Genomic DNA, 16,058 nt, shown 5'->3' on the forward strand with positions numbered 1-16,058 from the left:
TTTGCAAAACACTTGTTATGTTTCTTAATGTATCAGGTAGTCGCATGTTAAAAATACCAACCGTCGGTGAGGCCGAAAAACTTATAGAAGAAAAGCTCGGTGGCTGGGTTGATATCATCATAAGCCATATTCCAAATTTCATTGTCGCAGTGATCATCACCATTGTATTTTCATTGCTGGCGCGTCTTGTCGGTTCAATGCTCAGAAAACTATTAAGACGTTCATTAGAGTCTTCACAAATCGCCGACTTAATGTCATCGATAGTGAAGGTTATCGTGTTATGTGTAGGTTTATTTGTAGCCCTTGATTTCTTGGGCCTCAGAGGCACGGTCACCTCATTACTAGCCGGTGCGGGTATCGTAGGCCTCGCTATTGGTTTTGCCTTTCAGGATATGACAGAGAATCTTATAGCGGGTATTGCTATGGGGATTCGCAAACCATTCAAAACAGGAGATGTAATCCGCACCGAGAGCGTGTTTGGTACCGTTAAGGCGATTAACCTTCGAAATACCCTCATTGAGAATTTTTATGGACAACTCATCTTAGTGCCTAACAAGATTCTATTTAGAAATATACTCAGCAACTACAGCACCTTAGGTGTGCGTCGTATCGAGGTGCCTGTGGGTATTTCGTATGCCGACGACCCCGAGCAAGCCGCTGAGGTGATTGTTAAAAAAATCAATGAGTTTGATTTTGTTATTAAACAAGAAGAAACCGCCGTATACGCCGAAAGCTTTGGTGATAGCAGTGTCAACTTATTGGTTTGGTTTTGGATTAAATATCCCGGCGAAGCGGATTTCATGACCGTTCGTCACAAGGCTGTTGTGGCAGTAAGAAACGCGCTAAGCGAAGCTGACATGACCATCCCATTCCCAATCCGCACATTAGATTTTGGTATCAAAGGCGGCGAGAAATTAAATGCCATGATAAGCGAAAAACACCAAGATAAAGACGCAGAAGCACAAGCGACTGGTGAGTAAAATTTACTGACTCATCGGCGTGATTTACACAGGGAAGTGTTTGAGGGGGGGGAAGCCAAGTAAAAGGTATAGTTGATTACTAGCACCAATAAGCTAAGCTTGATTGTAGTAGTACTAAGTAGGATTATATCTGGATTAGATCTGTTTAAGATGAGTAAATTATGGCGATGGTAAAAAAAAGTATCACTGTGACTGCCCAACAAGAAAAATGGATGCAAGCACAGCTCGCTTCTGGTAATTATGCGAGTGACAGTGAGTTACTTCGAGATTTGATTAGAAAAGAGCAAATGCGAGCTTCTGAAATTGAAGCTATTCGTATGAAATTGATTGAAGCAGAGAAAAGTGGACTTTCAGATAAATCACCAAGTCAAATGTTAGCTAGTTTCAAGGAAGAAGCGAGTAAGGATGAGAAGTTATAAACTTAATATTCAAGCCGAAGCTGATTTGAAGCGAATTTGGTTTCGTGGTTTAGAGCAATATGGTGAAAATCAGGCTGATGCTTATTTTTATAAGTTTTTTGATCGTTTTGAGCAATTGGCAAAGCAACCTTATTTAGCACCTGCAGTAGATGAAATTAGGCAAGGTTATCGACGAGCTGTTTGTGGTGTTGATAGCATTTATTATCGCATTCAAGGTGGTAATATAGAAATTATGAGAGTATTAGGCAGGCAAGACATTCAAGCCAATCTTTGAGCGAGCATGGCCTTTTAACCCTCATTCCATCTCATTTTTAACCCAAGCTCGTTCATTAGGGTAGTCGACTATAACTCTCAAATATTTAAGCGCTGACCCCCCTAGCGCACCATCAATTTGTTTGTCCATCATAGAAGACATAAATTGATGAAAATTATTATCTTCTCGTCGAGTAAACCAAACAGGGCCCACCACTTTATTTGCTATTTTTAGCTCTGGCACTCTGATCATTGATTGTTTAGATAACAAACATGCTTTTTCTATCACCGTCCATTCAGGGTGAGATTTCACCCAATTGTCAAATATGGACGCAGTGATAAAAGAGGTTGCGACTTTTTCACCGGATAAATTAAGTTGCTCAAGAGCTTCATTTGAAGGCCAAGCAGAAGCGCCAGTATCGAATAACATTGGAATCGTTACACCATCTACCGATATATAAATGCTCGGAAAACCTAACGTATAATTACCTAATTCATTCTTTTGGAAACCTAGAGGTACTTCTGAGAAGTTAGTGGTTTCAGGTACGTTGGATAAAATTGTGATGCTTTTATCTAGGTAATTAAAATCGATGATTTTTTCAGCATGCCATCTGCCGCCTAAGGTGCCATCCAACTTATTAGATGAATTTATTTCTTTTCTTGGCACTACTTGTAACTGACCTGCCCACCAATTGTTCAGTCCTGCGACGGGTATCCAAGCACTTTTATCAAATTGCGGCATGTCAGTAACTTCAATGGCACCGTCTTCAGTTTCTCTACTTTCAATCTTCCATTGATATTTTTTACTAAGTTCTTTTGAAATTGCATTCCAACCACCACCAGTATCGGTGAAAAATTTTACTGTCGTGCCATCACTGAGCTTTGGGGTTAAGTAGATTAAATTATTTTCAAATTCGCTTGGTAGTTCAGTTGATGTGCAAAATAGAGGAATAATAAGCAATAAAGTAAATATCAGTCTTTTCAAAATAAACCTTCCAATGGTGATTTGAGTATAGTGATGCATTATGTCGATATCTGAGAAATAACACAAATGACCTGGATCTGTTAAATAATTTAAAGGAGGTTGGGAGTGTAAATTCGCGCGAAATGAATTTCACGCCTACGGTGAGCTATTTTTGACTTAGAGCTTAAATTATAAATCCTATAGAGTTACTATTTTTATACTTTAATTTATTTTTTATTAATTTGGTGGGATTTCTCTGTTGTCTACTTCAACAAGGATAGCAAAGGTTACTAAATATATTGCGATAGGTATAGCTGTGTTAAACCATATGTTTGGTGCAATTTCAATCCCATTTTCTATATGAGTTAAAAGCAATGCGATAAAAGTTGGAGAAGGAAAGATTAAAGCGCCATGGCCTCCAATGACTACCATACACCAACTAGACCAGAGTAGATGTAGGGATAATACCATTAGGCCTTCCCTGAACCTTTTCAATTTTGCATATTTTATTGCGACTTTTAATGCTAGCCCATAAGGAATTATTATTGATAGAGAAAACAATGTATAAAAAATAACAATCTCAGGTTCCATTGATGATTTAATTCCTTTTATTATTTATAAATTTAAAGTTGATGGGAGTAAAGAGGAAATTAACTTGAGAAATGGCCTTTTGTACTCTTGGATTTTGAATTTAGTACTTAAGTTTTGATTTTTTCAACCGAGTTAACCTTTATTTTTTAGTTATTAATAAGTTTTTCTCAAATATATTAATAATTAGATATTGGTTGTTTAAGATGGAGAACGTGGGTTTTAATGTGATTTAAGATCTAAATTTTGAATAAAAGTTTATGGAATGAGATGTAGTTTCTTATGTGTTAACGCGAAATAAACTTCACGCTTACGGTGAGCTATTTATGACTTAGAGCTTAAAATTTTGTCCTACAAAAAAGCGCAAGCAGTTTAACTGTTTGCGCTTTTTATTAATTTGTTATGCCAACGATTAGTGAAGGATACGGGCTCTGATTGTACCTTCAACAGCACTTAGTTCTTTAAGTGCCACTTCTGAGTGATCTGTATCGACATCAATAACTACGTAACCAATCGCTTCGTCAGTTTGTAAGTATTGAGCAGCGATGTTGATACCGTGCTGTGCAAACGCTTGGTTAATTTGCGTTAGGATACCCGGACGGTTGTGGTGTACGTGTAATAAACGGCTACGGTTTGCAAGCTCAGGTAGTGATACTTCAGGGAAGTTAACCGCAGTAATGGTTGAACCATTATCTGAGTACTTAGCAAGTTTACCCGCTACTTCAATACCGATATTTTCTTGTGCTTCTTGAGTTGAACCACCAATGTGTGGCGTCAAAATCACGTTATCAAAACCACGTAGAGGAGAAACAAACTCTTCATCATTAGATTTTGGCTCTACAGGGAATACGTCAATTGCAGCGCCGCTCAGCTTTTTCTCACGGAGTGATTCAGCTAGTGCATCGATATCAACAACAGTACCGCGAGACGCGTTAATTAAAATAGCGCCTTGCTTCATTACTTCAAGCTCAGCCATACCGATTAGATTTTTCGTTTGCGGCGTTTCAGGAACATGTAAGCTAATAACATCAGCACGTTGTAATAACTGAGTTAGGTTATGAACTTGCGTTGCATTACCTAGTGTTAGCTTGTCTTCAATATCGTAAAACTCTACGTTCATACCGATATTTTCAGCCATGATACCTAGCTGTGTACCAATGTGGCCGTAACCAATAATGCCGAGTGTTTTACCACGGGCTTCGAATGAACCATTGGCTGATTTTAACCAACCACCGCGGTGTGCTAGGGCATTACGCTCTGGAATACCACGAAGCAGTAATAAGATTTCACCAAGTACTAATTCTGCAACAGAGCGGGTGTTTGAGAATGGCGCGTTAAATACCGCAATACCACGTTCACGGGCACCTTGCAGGTCGACTTGGTTAGTACCGATACAGAAGCAGCCGATTGCGACTAGCTTTTCAGCTGCTTCTAATACCGCTTCATTAATATGAGTGCGAGAACGAAGGCCTACAAAGTGCACATCTTTAATGCGCTCAATGAGCTCGTCTTCAGGTAAGGATGTTTTTACGTAATCAATATTGCTGTAGCCATTACGCTTAAGCGTTTCTACAGCACTTTGGTGCACGCCTTCCAGCAAGAGAATTTTAATTTTGTCTTTTGCTAACGATACCTTACTCATATCCTCATTCCTATTTACTTTATTTGCGGCCCATTTTTGGTGCCGATAATGACTTTATCTGCACCGCGATGGGCAAATAAGCCGTTTGTTACTACACCAACAATCTGGTTGATTGTTAGCTCTAATTCTTTGGCATTGCTGATATCTAAATTATGTACGTCTAAGATGACGTTACCGTTATCTGTTACAACACCTTCGCGGTAAACAGGGTCACCGCCAAGTTTAACAAGTTCACGCGCTACATAGCTGCGTGCCATTGGGATCACTTCAACAGGAAGTGGAAATGCGCCTAATGTTGTAACTTCTTTTGATTCATCAACAATACATACAAATTGCTTTGCTACTGCAGAAACGATTTTTTCACGAGTTAGCGCAGCGCCACCGCCTTTGATCATTTCATTTTGTGGGTTGATTTCGTCTGCGCCATCAACATACACATCAAGGCTTGATACTTCGTTTAGCTCAAACACTTCAATACCCAGTGCTTTTAACTTTTCTGTCGAAGCTTCAGAGCTTGAAACCGCACCAATAATGGTGTCTTTTACAGTACCCAGTGCATCAATAAAATGATTTACTGTAGAGCCTGTGCCTACACCAACAATGGTATTTTTGTTTACAAACTCGAGAGCTGCCCAGGCAGCGGCTTTTTTTAATTCATCTTGCGTCATAATTATGTGCTCAGTTAGCTGTCAGAGAAGGCCTATAGTATACAAACAGTTTGCTTACCATTGGTAGATTTTCTCTGGGGTTATAATGTGTTTTAACGGTACATCCCATGATTCAATCGGCAATGCCGGCACATGCTGACATTGATGGGCAAGGCCAATCAAAATTGGTTTTTGCCAATTCTCTTGGTAATACCGAGCCAACGTTTTGTCATAAAACCCACCGCCCATTCCTAAACGGTTACCTTGATCATCAAATGCCACTAACGGCATAAGTAAAATATCAAGCTTGTCTAAAGGACATATTTGACTGCAATTTAACTTGGGCTCCAAGATACCATAGCGATTTGCAGTCATGGGTGAATTTTCTTCATACCTCTGAAAGTATAAAGTTGTGCCATTGAAGGGGTGAATTATAGGCAAGTATAAATGCTGCTCTTGCATCCATAATTCTTTAATTAACAATGAGGTGTCTAATTCTCCGTCATTGCTAAAATAAATGCCTATGTGGGCATTTTTGGTGGTTTTTAGTGATTTTAAGTGTTGAGTAAAATTCATTTTCAGCGCAATTGCTGCATTTTTTTGTTGTTCTACAGTCAGTGAATTGCGCTTTTTTCGAATGGATTGTCTAATTTCTGCTCGTGTGTTGCTCATGTCAATATTAGTATTAACTTTCTAAAAAGGAGAAAAGTTCAGGAAAAAGTTCCACCACACCTAAAATGATCAATAGCACAATGACCATCGCAATAAGCGAATAGAGTAGGGTGTTTGAACGCTTTTTAACGGGCTCTGTTAATTCTTCTTCAAGCAGTAGGTCATCTTCTTGCCAGCTATCGTCGCTATCAACAACGCTGTTATTCTCAAGTTCAGGTAAACGTTGCTCTAAGTCATCTAGCTTTTCTTCTAGGCGAATAAGGCTACTGGTGATGTAATCAAGCGCATCAAAAATGCGTTCTTCACGCTCTTTGGTTTGTGCTGCCGCATCTGTTGATTGCGTGCTGGTGGCTGCTTGATTCATTGGTTGGAGCTTGGCTTTAATACCTACACTGGCTAATAACTTAGCTTGCTTTAACGCTTTGTCTTGCTCGCTTGGTGCAAATAATGGCTTGTGCTCAAACAGGGCAGCGACTTTGTCAGTGGTTGTTTTTAGTTTTGCGGCTAGTTGCTCTGTTGCTTGTGCTTGCTCAACACCGGCCTCAAGCCCTGCAAACATTACACGAAATTTTTCTGCCATTAGGTGATTATCCAAATCCTTAAATCAATGACTTGAGTATATACCCAAAAAGATTAGCGGAAAAACAAAAGCCCGTATAAAACGGGCTTTTTCTATTTTGGTTTGCAAATACGCTGGTTAGTATTTAGCAGCTTTGCCTTCGGCTGGGAGTGATTTAAGGATAAAATCACGTAAGTCATTGTTTGATGACTCAAGATCTGCATGACGTAAATACATCATGTGACCACTGCGATAGCCTTTAAAGCTTAAGCGGTCTTTCATTTTGCCACTTGGGTCTAACTGCCACATTGTGTATTTAGCATCAAAGTAGTTTGTTGCACCGTCGTAGTAACCAGACTGGATCATCACGTTCAAGTATGGGTTTTGTGCCATCGCTAAACGTAAGTTTTCACCAGTATTGTTGCCTGTGCGATCCCAAGGGTGCACATTTCCGAACAGGTTATATTTGATATCTGTTTTGTAATTAAGCTCTTCACGAAGGTAATAGTTAATTGCAGGCGTGAATGAGTGTAACCATGACGTAAGCTCAGCCCAGTAATCAGGAGACTCACCTGCATCACGTTTGTCGATACCTAGGTAACGAGAATCTAAACGACCAACCGTTTGACCTCGCTCACGTAATAGCTCTTTCCAGAAGAAGTTTGTTGGAATATCTAAGTTGTTTTGCTCAACAAACTTTTCAGATAAACCCGCGTATTTTGCTGCTTGTTTGATGATGGCTTGTTTTTCATCTGCAGGTAAGAAACCACCTTTAGCAATCGCTGGTAAGAACTTATTCACTGTGAATTGTTCAACTTCAGGAAGTAACTCGTCTAAGTCTTTTGCTTGTAAATCTGCGCTAAGTGCTTTGTGGTACCAAGCCGTTGCCGCAAAGTAAGGTAAGCGGTTTGCAGCTTCTACAGGGCCCTCACGTTTAATACCAATTTCAGTTGGTGATACTAAAATAACGCCATTGATATACATCCACTGACGGTTTTGTAATTCGTGAGCAAGACCCGAAACACGAGTCGTACCATAGCTCTCACCAATTAAGAACTTAGGTGAGCGCCAGCGCTCGTTGCGCGAAACAAAGGTATTTAGCCACTCTGCTAAGTATTTGATGTCTGCGTTAACACCAAAGAACATTTTTTGCTGGTCGGATTTACTTGGTAGTTCACCCTTCTCGTTTTCAAGAACGCGCGAGTAACCAGTATTAACAGGGTTGATATAAACGATATCAGCCACATCTAAAATTGAATAAGGGTTATCTTTTACACCATAAGGTTGAACTGGGTAGCCCTCGTCATCAATTTTTAATACACGTGGTCCAGTATAAGCAAGGTGCATCCACACAGAGGCAGAGCCAGGGCCGCCGTTGAACGAGAATACAAGAGGACGTTTTGTTCTGTCGTCTACTTTATCGCGAGTATAATAAGTATATTGCAGTGTTGCGACAGCATTGCCTTGCTCGTCCCATACTGGTTGAGTGCCAGTGGTTGCAGTGTATGAAAAGCGTTCACCATTAATGCGGGCTTTGTGCTCAGTAACCACTTTACTGTCTACGTCGATGCGACGTTCATTATCAGCAAAGCTTGGTGTGCTGAAGGTCAGAGTTAGTGCTGTCACTGACAAGCCAATAAAACTAACTAGTTTCATGTTGATTCCTTATTATTCGAATTGCAGCTATTAAAAAGTAAAGCCAACTCGATGACAAACTAATGAGACTAGTGACCAATATTAGCCGTTAAACAGAAAAATAGCCGAAAATGCTGAGCGGATTACAAAAAAGTGCATTTTTTTAGCAAAGATATTTTGCTTAATTATTTAGCTGGATTAAAAAATGACGTATATTTAGCGTGTTTATAATCTGTGTACACGTGCTTAAGAAAGAGAAGTTGCAATGCAAAGAGTATTAGTAGTTGAAGACAGTAAAGTAGTACAGCAAGTGTTACGTCACCTCGCTGCTCACTATTTAGATGTGGCTGTCGACTTTGCGTGGTCTTTAAAAGAGGGCGTCTCTTTAATATCAGAGCACGATTACACCTTGGCTTTAGTCGATTTAACGCTACCTGATGCGATGAACGGCGAAGTAGCTAAATACACCTTATCAAAAAACATCCCGACCGTTGTTCTGACATCAAAGATTGATGAATACATCCGCCAGCAAATGTTAGAGCTGGGAGTGGTTGATTATGTCGTTAAAGATAACCGCGACTCCTACCATTATGCGATAAAACTTGTTGCACAATTACTTAGAAACGATGGTAGCAAAGCGCTGGTAGCGGATGACTCAGTACTAAGCCGCACTTTAATGAAGCAAATGCTCGAAAAGCAATTATTTGATGTGCGTGATGCCCAAGATGGTGAGCAAGCACTCCAAATACTTAAAGATGACCCTGAAATCAAGCTATTACTTACTGACTATGCTATGCCAACGATGGATGGTTTTGAGCTCGTTAAAGCGGTACGTAATTTCCGCGGCCGTGATGACTTAGCAATTATCGGCTTATCAGGTGCTGGTAAGCATGGGTTATCGGCGCGCTTTATTAAATACGGCGCAAACGACTTTTTAACTAAGCCGTTTATGAATGAAGAGTTTCATTGCCGCGTTATGCAAACCATGGAGCAGCTTGCTTTAATAGCCGATATAAAAGAAAGCGCATACCGCGACCATTTAACAGGCTTGCATAATCGTCGCTATTTTTATCAATACGCTGAAAAACTGCTTAAAAATGTTGAGCAAGAAAACGTACTGGCTTTGCTTGATATCGACTTCTTTAAAAATGTGAACGACCAGTTTGGTCACGAAGCCGGTGATCAGGCACTAAAACAAGTGTCTTCATTTTTAAAGACTAAATTTGATGACTTCACCATCGCGAGAATTGGCGGCGAAGAATTTGCTGTGGTACTGCATAATATGGATTTAGCTAAGGCCGAATCAAGGCTCAATACCTTCAGAGAGCAGTTAGCGAGTCATGCTTTTTCAATTAATGGTGAGCCTTACTCATTAACCATGAGTATTGGTATGACTCAATTCCAAAAAGTATCGCTTACAGCCGCAATGCGCATTGCTGATAAGGCGCTATACCAAGCTAAACAGCAAGATCGGAACTGCTTAGTAAAGCTATAGTTGTGCTAATTGCACCAGCGCTGGTTAATTGTTAAAAAAATGCACCATTAGGGTGCATTTTTTTTGTGCAAAAACCAAATTTGTTTTTTAACTTATTGAAAATAAATAATAAAAAATAGTGGCACAAAGGTTGGATTGTATAAGCCAACAGGATAACAATAAGCGTCCGAAGGGGGCCACTATGAAAATGATTAGTGCAATAATAAAGCCATTCAAACTTGATGATGTACGTGAAGCATTGGCTGATTTAGGCATTGAGGGGATGACAGTTGTCGACGTTAAAGGCTTTGGCCGTCAACGTGGTCATACTGAGCTATATCGTGGAGCTGAATACCAAGTCGATTTTATTCCAAAGATCAAACTTGAAATTGCAACTCGTAGCGAAAATTGTCAACGCGTTGTTGAAACCATCACAAAAATTGCTTCAACAGGCAAAATTGGTGACGGCAAAATTTTTGTTTACGACCTAGACCAAATCGTTCGTATCCGTACTGGCGAACTTGATGAAGAAGCAATTTAAGGGGGAATTATGGAAAACACTATCGTAGAGTTGAAGTTCTCACTCGACACATTTTACTTTTTGATGTCGGGTGTTTTAGTAATGTGGATGGCGGCTGGTTTCGCTATGCTTGAAGCAGGTTTAGTTCGTGCAAAAAATACAACAGAAATTCTAACTAAAAACGTTGCACTATTTTCTATCGCCTGCACTATGTTTTTATTAGTGGGTTACAACATCATGTATGTTGATAACGCAGAAGGTGGTTTTATCCCATCATTTGGTGCATTAATTGGCACTCAAGCTGCTGATGCAAATCACTCTTTAGAGTCTGATTTCTTCTTCCAAGTTGTGTTCGTAGCGACAGCTATGTCAATCGTATCTGGTGCGGTTGCTGAGCGTATGAAACTATGGGCATTCTTAGTATTTACCGTTATCTTAACGGGTTTTATCTACCCAATCGAAGGCTACTGGACATGGGGCGCAGGCTTCCTTTCAGCAATGGGCTTTGTTGACTTCGCAGGCTCTGCCATCGTTCACGGCGCAGGTGCTGCAGCAGCGCTAGCGGGCGTACTATTCTTAGGTGCTCGTAAAGGTAAATACGGCAAAAACGGTGAAATTTACCCAATTCCAGGTTCTAACTTACCGTTAGCAACACTAGGTACATTAATCCTTTGGATGGGGTGGTTTGGTTTCAATGGTGGTTCTCAACTATTAATTTCTGACGCTGAAAACGCAACAGCAGTAGGTAAAATCTTCGTAAACACTAACGCAGCAGCAGCATGTGGCGCAATTGCAGCACTGTTTGTATGTAAAGTGTTATGGGGTAAGGCTGATTTAACTATGGTTCTTAATGGTGCATTAGCAGGTCTGGTAACAATTACAGCAGAGCCAGCATCACCAACACCATTACTTGCTTGTTTACTTGGTTTATTAGGTGGTTCTCTGGTTGTATTTAGCATCGTTGCTCTTGATAAAGCAAAAATCGATGACCCAGTAGGTGCTATCTCTGTACACGGTGTATGTGGTGCATTAGGTATCATGTTAGTGCCACTTTCAAACTCAGATGCAACCTTCGTTAATCAATTAATTGGCTTAGTATGTATCTTAGGATTTGTGTTCATCGCGTCATCAATCGTGTGGGCAATCCTGAAAAATACCATGGGTATCCGTGTTACCGAAGAAGAAGAATTAAACGGTATGGATCAACATGACTGTGGTATCGATGCTTACCCAGAGTTTGTATCAGTTCGCAGTAACTAATCTCAGTGCGTGCAATTGCACGCACACAACAATATCATTGTGTGTTCAAATCAAAGCTCTACTTAGGTAGGGCTTTTTTGCATTTAAATAAGCCTTTTCTGATAGGCGAAATAGCTATTTGTTGACTATGCTTAATATTCCAAACTAACAAGGAAAAACGATGGATAACAAACTCTTGCTTATAATAATTTCGCTGTTTTTACCGCCTGTTGCGGTATTTTTAAAAGCGGGTGCGGGTAAAGACTTAGTGATTAACATTATTCTATGCTTTATCTTCTTTATACCTGCTGTGATCCACTCCCTCTGGTTGTGTACACGCTAAACGAGTTTAAGTGACTGTTAATTTTACAGGTGTTAACATTACGCTATTCACGGTGTAATCCTGTAAAATTAACTGACCTATAGCGAACTCAATGGCTGATAAAAAAACTCCTGCAAAAAAGTCGTCTAGTAAACCGAAGGCGTCGTCAAAAAATACTACCGCTAAACGTTCAAGCTCATCGCAAGCACCAGCGAAAGCGGGTGTGCTACGAAAACTTTGGTCAATTTTTTGGAAATTAACGTTGGCAGTCATTATTGCCATGGTGCTGTATCTTATTTATTTGGATGCAAAAATTACTCGTCAATTTGAAGGCAATAAATGGCAGTTACCCGCACAAGTATATGCCCGTGCAATGAGCTTTTATCCTGGGCAGTATTTATCTCAGCAAGAGGTCATTTGGGAGCTAAACCGTTTAAATTACTCATCTGTAAACAAGCTAAGCCGAACAGGTCAGTATGTTAAATCTGCTAACAGTATTAAAGTGTACCGTCGTGAATTTGAGTTTTATGACGGCCTTGAAGATGCACACGTTATTGAGCTGCGTTTTTCAGGGCAGAAATTAGCAACCATCAAAGATAAATTTGGCCGTCGTTTAAATAATGCTCGATTAGAGCCAGTTCAAATAGCTCGTATTGGTAATGACTCAAAGCAAGACCGCGAGTTTGTGCCGCTTGATAAATTTCCGCCGATGCTAAAGGATACGTTACTGGTGGTTGAAGATCGTAATTTCTATCAACACCATGGTGTATCTGTGTGGTCAATTATGCGTGCTTTATACAGTAATATTAAAGCCGGACGTACAGTGCAAGGGGGCAGTACATTAACCCAGCAATTAGCAAAGAATATATACCTTACCCGTGAGCGTTCACTGGTGCGTAAGTTTAATGAAGCGCTTATCGCCTTGATATTAGATTACCGCTACAGCAAAGATGAAATTTTAGAAGCCTATCTGAATGAAGTGTATTTGGGTCAGTCTTACAATCAAGGTGTTCACGGTATGGGTCTTGCCGCTGAGTTTTATTTTTCAAAGCCTGTGGATGAGCTTGAATACGACCAAATTGCGCTATTAGTGGCTATGGTTAAAGGTCCTTCATATTACAACCCGCGTCGTTATAGTGAACGTGCAATGGAACGCCGTGATCTAGTACTACGTTTAATGGTTGAAAATAAGCTAATTGATACCCGTGAATATCGCGCAGCATTAAAGCGCCCTATTGATATTGCACCAATGAAAGACAGCCTGCAAAAGTCATATCCTGGTTACTTAGAGCTTGTTGACCGTGAGTTAAAACGTCTATTACCCGATCAACAAGTGTTGGATGCGGGGGTTCGAGTATTCACCTATTTTGATTTACAAAAGCAAACGGCCATGGAAGAGTCGGTTGAAGCAAGCCTACCATACCTTGAAAAGCGCCCTAATACCGAAGAACTTGAGGCGGCGATGATCTCTGTTAACGTTGAAAAGGGTGGGGTATCGGCGTTAGTTGCAGGCCGTGACGTGCGTTATTTTGGTTTTAACCGTGTGCTTGATACCAAACGTAATATTGGCTCATTGGTTAAGCCTGCGGTTTATTTAACTGCGTTTGAAAGTGGTCAGTTTAATGTTGCCACATTGGTGGATGACTCACCGCTGCAAGTGACTAATGAGCAGGGTAAAGTGTGGCAACCTGAGAACTTCGACAAGCAGTTCCGCGGCCCTATGCCTCTTTATAAAGCATTTAGTAACAGTATTAATATTCCTGCGGTTAACACGGGTCTTGATGTTGGTGTAGATAAAGTCGCTGATACCTTGAAGCGTTTAGGTGTAGAAGGACGTATTGATCAATACCCGTCGTTACTTTTAGGTGCACTTGAGCTATCTAGCTTTGAAGTAGCGCAGCTTTATACAACCCTTGCCGCAGATGGTCAGTACCGTGAATTAACGTCTATTTCAGCCCTTACAGACTCAGTAGGTAAAGTGCTTTATAAGCATGATGTCAGCTCACAAAAACGCTTTGATGATGCATCAATTTACATGACGAAGTATGCAATGAAGCGCGTGACTAAAGATGGCACGGCTAAACGCCTAAATGCTCATTTCCCATCGATTCAGCTTGCTGGTAAAACAGGCACTAGTAACGAATTACGCGATAGCTGGTTTGCCGGTTTTGACCAAAACACCGTGACCGTTGCATGGATTGGCCGCGACGATAACAAGAGCACAGGTTTAACTGGCAGTGTTGGCGCACTAGAAGCTTACATTCGTTACCTTAAACCACTCAACCCTGAAGCCATAGCAGATACTCGTCCGGCTTCTATTCGTTGGGCATTCATTAATGAAGAAACCGGCCTGCAAGCGCCTCCGGGTTGTGGCAAAGTGGTGCAGCTCCCCATTCGTGCAAGCGAGTTTGAGCCTAGACCTAATTGTCAGCGTTAAACTTGGCCATTGAATTATTTAGCTCAACACAAAGTTGAGCTAAATTTTGTACGCTATCCATTGCCATTAGTGCACTTTTCTCAGTATCTTTGGCAAGATCTCTGACATCTTCAGCGTGGTGTAAAGCGTTTTGAATGGCAGTGCCTTGCTGGCTGACTTGCACTGCAATTTGTTTTCCTTGCATGCCAATATCAGATATTGATGCTGCGACAGCTAATAAGTTATCTTTAGTGTGCTCGGCGCTTTGTGAACCTTGCTCCATCTTCTGTACACTTGCTTGCATTTTATCTTGGGTGAGTTTTGTTGCCCCCTGTAGCGAATTAATTATTTGATGGATCTCATGAGTTTGCTGCTGAGTGCGTTTTGCAAGTGTTCTTACCTCATCTGCGACTACGGCAAAGCCACGGCCTTGCTCACCGGCTCTGGCTGCTTCAATAGCTGCATTCAATGCAAGTAGGTTAGTTTGCTCGGCAATTTCATTAATACCATTACTCACGCTGCTAATCGCTTGGCTATCTTTCGCTAGTAAAGCTAAAGCGGCAAGACCCTCGTTAAACTCTTGCTGTAAAAGACTCATATGTGTGGCTAAGTGTGCACTTTCATCTGCCCCTTTTTGCACTTGCTTAGCGGCTGACGAGGCTAACTCAATGGCTTGTGATGCTGACACTTCAACATGCTCTGCTGCTTGATTCATATCAGATAACGATTGGCTAATCGTGGTAACTCTTTGCTGTTGTACTTGTACATCTTGATTCGTTTTTTCAGAATGATTCGTAACGCTATTCGTTGTTGCTATGACACTATTTGTTGTGTGTCTAACTTCATTCACCATTAAAGTAAATGATGCCAGTACATGATTAAATTCTTTACCAATTGTGGTTAGTTCATCTTTTCCTGTTACGTTTAAGCGTGCTGATATATCGCCCCGTGCTGCGCGGTTAGCCGTTTTAGAAAACAGATCTAATGTATCAACAACGAGCCGATAAAAACCAAGCATCAAGTAACTGGCAATCATCAAAGACAAAAGAGCAGCTGCAATAACTAGATACAGTATGAATTGCTGCTGGCTTAACTTGTCGCTGATGATGCGCATAAGAGTGGGTTCAGTGGTTGCTATATAGCGCTCAATACTTTCTTTTAAGCTGGTTTTTAAACTCAAAAATTGTGCTTGGCTCAATTCAATCGTGTCTGGCTCGAGCAGCTTTTGAGTTAGCTGTTGTGAGAACTGAGTTATGTTTTCAATGAGAGCCTCTGTAGCAGGGGAAAGCTGCTCTTTTAAGTTACTATCTTGTTCAATTGCAATCGTGAACGCATCTTTGAATTGCGATGATAGTTGCGGTAGCGCTTTAATTTGATTGGATAAAGTAATAAAACTTGCAGGTGTGAACTGGCCCTGTTTTAGTACTTGATCAGTGCTCTGATAGGTTTCATTCAGGTGATAGATTATGTCAGGTAAGTGAGTGACAAGGGTGCGATTTAAATAATTGATTGCTAAATTTTGACTGACTGCTAATTGTGACTCAATTGATACTTGCTCCAGAATATTGCCAGTATTGTTAGCATTTTTTAAATACCCAAGTTGCTGCGCTGAGCTCTGCATTGCTTGTTGATTGTTATCGACAACATGTGTTAACAGCAAACGGTAACTCGTAATTCCTTTGTACTGTTGTTGTGAAATTTTAATATTTTGATTTAAAAGGCTTATTAA

General features: G+C 40.6%; 16 protein-coding genes. 8 read left to right on the forward strand and 8 right to left on the reverse strand.

All coding sequences use genetic code 11. The features are described 5' to 3' along the window. Positions 1-44 precede the first annotated feature (44 nt). From C2M25_RS13935 to C2M25_RS13945, 3 genes are all read left to right on the forward strand, one after another. A complete protein-coding gene (locus C2M25_RS13935) occupies positions 45-980 on the forward strand; it encodes a mechanosensitive ion channel family protein (protein ID WP_105181377.1) in 936 nt (311 codons plus the stop codon). 161 nt (positions 981-1,141) lie between these two features. Beyond that, entirely contained in the window at positions 1,142-1,399 is a 258-nt protein-coding gene (locus tag C2M25_RS13940; protein WP_105181378.1) for a ribbon-helix-helix domain-containing protein, read from the forward strand. Beyond that, positions 1,386-1,673: a type II toxin-antitoxin system RelE/ParE family toxin gene (locus C2M25_RS13945; protein WP_105181379.1), complete on the forward strand. Its 288-nt coding sequence runs from the start codon at positions 1,386-1,388 to the stop codon at positions 1,671-1,673. Before C2M25_RS13940 ends, C2M25_RS13945 begins: the two co-directional genes overlap by 14 nt. Before the next feature lie 21 nt (positions 1,674-1,694). On the opposite strand, the gene C2M25_RS13950 is transcribed toward C2M25_RS13945, so the two are convergent. From C2M25_RS13950 to C2M25_RS13980, 7 genes are all read right to left on the reverse strand, one after another. Then, the gene (locus C2M25_RS13950) at positions 1,695-2,636 is read right to left on the reverse strand and encodes a hypothetical protein (protein WP_234003582.1); all 942 of its coding nucleotides are present in this window, start codon (positions 2,634-2,636) and stop codon (positions 1,695-1,697) included. 216 nt (positions 2,637-2,852) lie between these two features. Further along, on the reverse strand, positions 2,853-3,206 hold the full coding sequence (locus C2M25_RS13955) for a hypothetical protein (protein ID WP_105181380.1): 354 nt from the start codon (positions 3,204-3,206) through the stop codon (positions 2,853-2,855). Between the two features lie 409 nt (positions 3,207-3,615). Beyond that, positions 3,616-4,845: a phosphoglycerate dehydrogenase gene (gene serA, locus C2M25_RS13960; RefSeq protein WP_063706246.1), complete on the reverse strand. Its 1,230-nt coding sequence runs from the start codon at positions 4,843-4,845 to the stop codon at positions 3,616-3,618. A 14-nt stretch (positions 4,846-4,859) separates the two neighbouring features. Next, positions 4,860-5,513: a ribose-5-phosphate isomerase RpiA gene (gene rpiA, locus C2M25_RS13965; protein ID WP_105181381.1), complete on the reverse strand. Its 654-nt coding sequence runs from the start codon at positions 5,511-5,513 to the stop codon at positions 4,860-4,862. A 54-nt stretch (positions 5,514-5,567) separates the two neighbouring features. Continuing rightward, the gene (locus C2M25_RS13970; RefSeq protein WP_105181382.1) at positions 5,568-6,164 is read right to left on the reverse strand and encodes a 5-formyltetrahydrofolate cyclo-ligase; all 597 of its coding nucleotides are present in this window, start codon (positions 6,162-6,164) and stop codon (positions 5,568-5,570) included. Between the two features lie 13 nt (positions 6,165-6,177). Then, entirely contained in the window at positions 6,178-6,744 is a 567-nt protein-coding gene (locus C2M25_RS13975) for a hypothetical protein (protein ID WP_105181383.1), read from the reverse strand. Positions 6,745-6,861: 117 nt separating this feature from the next. Next, the gene (locus tag C2M25_RS13980) at positions 6,862-8,379 is read right to left on the reverse strand and encodes a S10 family peptidase (RefSeq protein ID WP_105181384.1); all 1,518 of its coding nucleotides are present in this window, start codon (positions 8,377-8,379) and stop codon (positions 6,862-6,864) included. Between the two features lie 244 nt (positions 8,380-8,623). On the opposite strand from C2M25_RS13980, the gene C2M25_RS13985 reads away from it, so the two are divergent. From C2M25_RS13985 to mrcB, 5 genes are all read left to right on the forward strand, one after another. Next, positions 8,624-9,853: a diguanylate cyclase gene (locus C2M25_RS13985; RefSeq protein ID WP_063706258.1), complete on the forward strand. Its 1,230-nt coding sequence runs from the start codon at positions 8,624-8,626 to the stop codon at positions 9,851-9,853. Positions 9,854-10,034: 181 nt separating this feature from the next. Then, a complete protein-coding gene (locus C2M25_RS13990) occupies positions 10,035-10,373 on the forward strand; it encodes a P-II family nitrogen regulator (RefSeq protein WP_054554260.1) in 339 nt (112 codons plus the stop codon). Positions 10,374-10,382: 9 nt separating this feature from the next. Further along, complete coding sequence (locus tag C2M25_RS13995) at positions 10,383-11,612, forward strand: ammonium transporter (protein WP_105181385.1); 1,230 nt, start codon at positions 10,383-10,385, stop codon at positions 11,610-11,612. Between the two features lie 160 nt (positions 11,613-11,772). Further along, the gene (locus tag C2M25_RS14000; protein ID WP_082401591.1) at positions 11,773-11,934 is read left to right on the forward strand and encodes a YqaE/Pmp3 family membrane protein; all 162 of its coding nucleotides are present in this window, start codon (positions 11,773-11,775) and stop codon (positions 11,932-11,934) included. Between the two features lie 91 nt (positions 11,935-12,025). Continuing rightward, on the forward strand, positions 12,026-14,350 hold the full coding sequence (gene mrcB / locus C2M25_RS14005) for a penicillin-binding protein 1B (RefSeq protein ID WP_105181386.1): 2,325 nt from the start codon (positions 12,026-12,028) through the stop codon (positions 14,348-14,350). On the opposite strand, the gene C2M25_RS14010 is transcribed toward mrcB, so the two are convergent. Further along, a complete protein-coding gene (locus tag C2M25_RS14010; protein WP_158679728.1) occupies positions 14,334-15,989 on the reverse strand; it encodes a methyl-accepting chemotaxis protein in 1,656 nt (551 codons plus the stop codon). The genes mrcB and C2M25_RS14010 overlap by 17 nt on opposite strands. Positions 15,990-16,058: the final 69 nt, after the last annotated feature.

The organism is Pseudoalteromonas sp. T1lg21 (assembly GCF_002964625.1).
GTDB lineage: Bacteria > Pseudomonadota > Gammaproteobacteria > Enterobacterales > Alteromonadaceae > Pseudoalteromonas > Pseudoalteromonas gelatinilytica.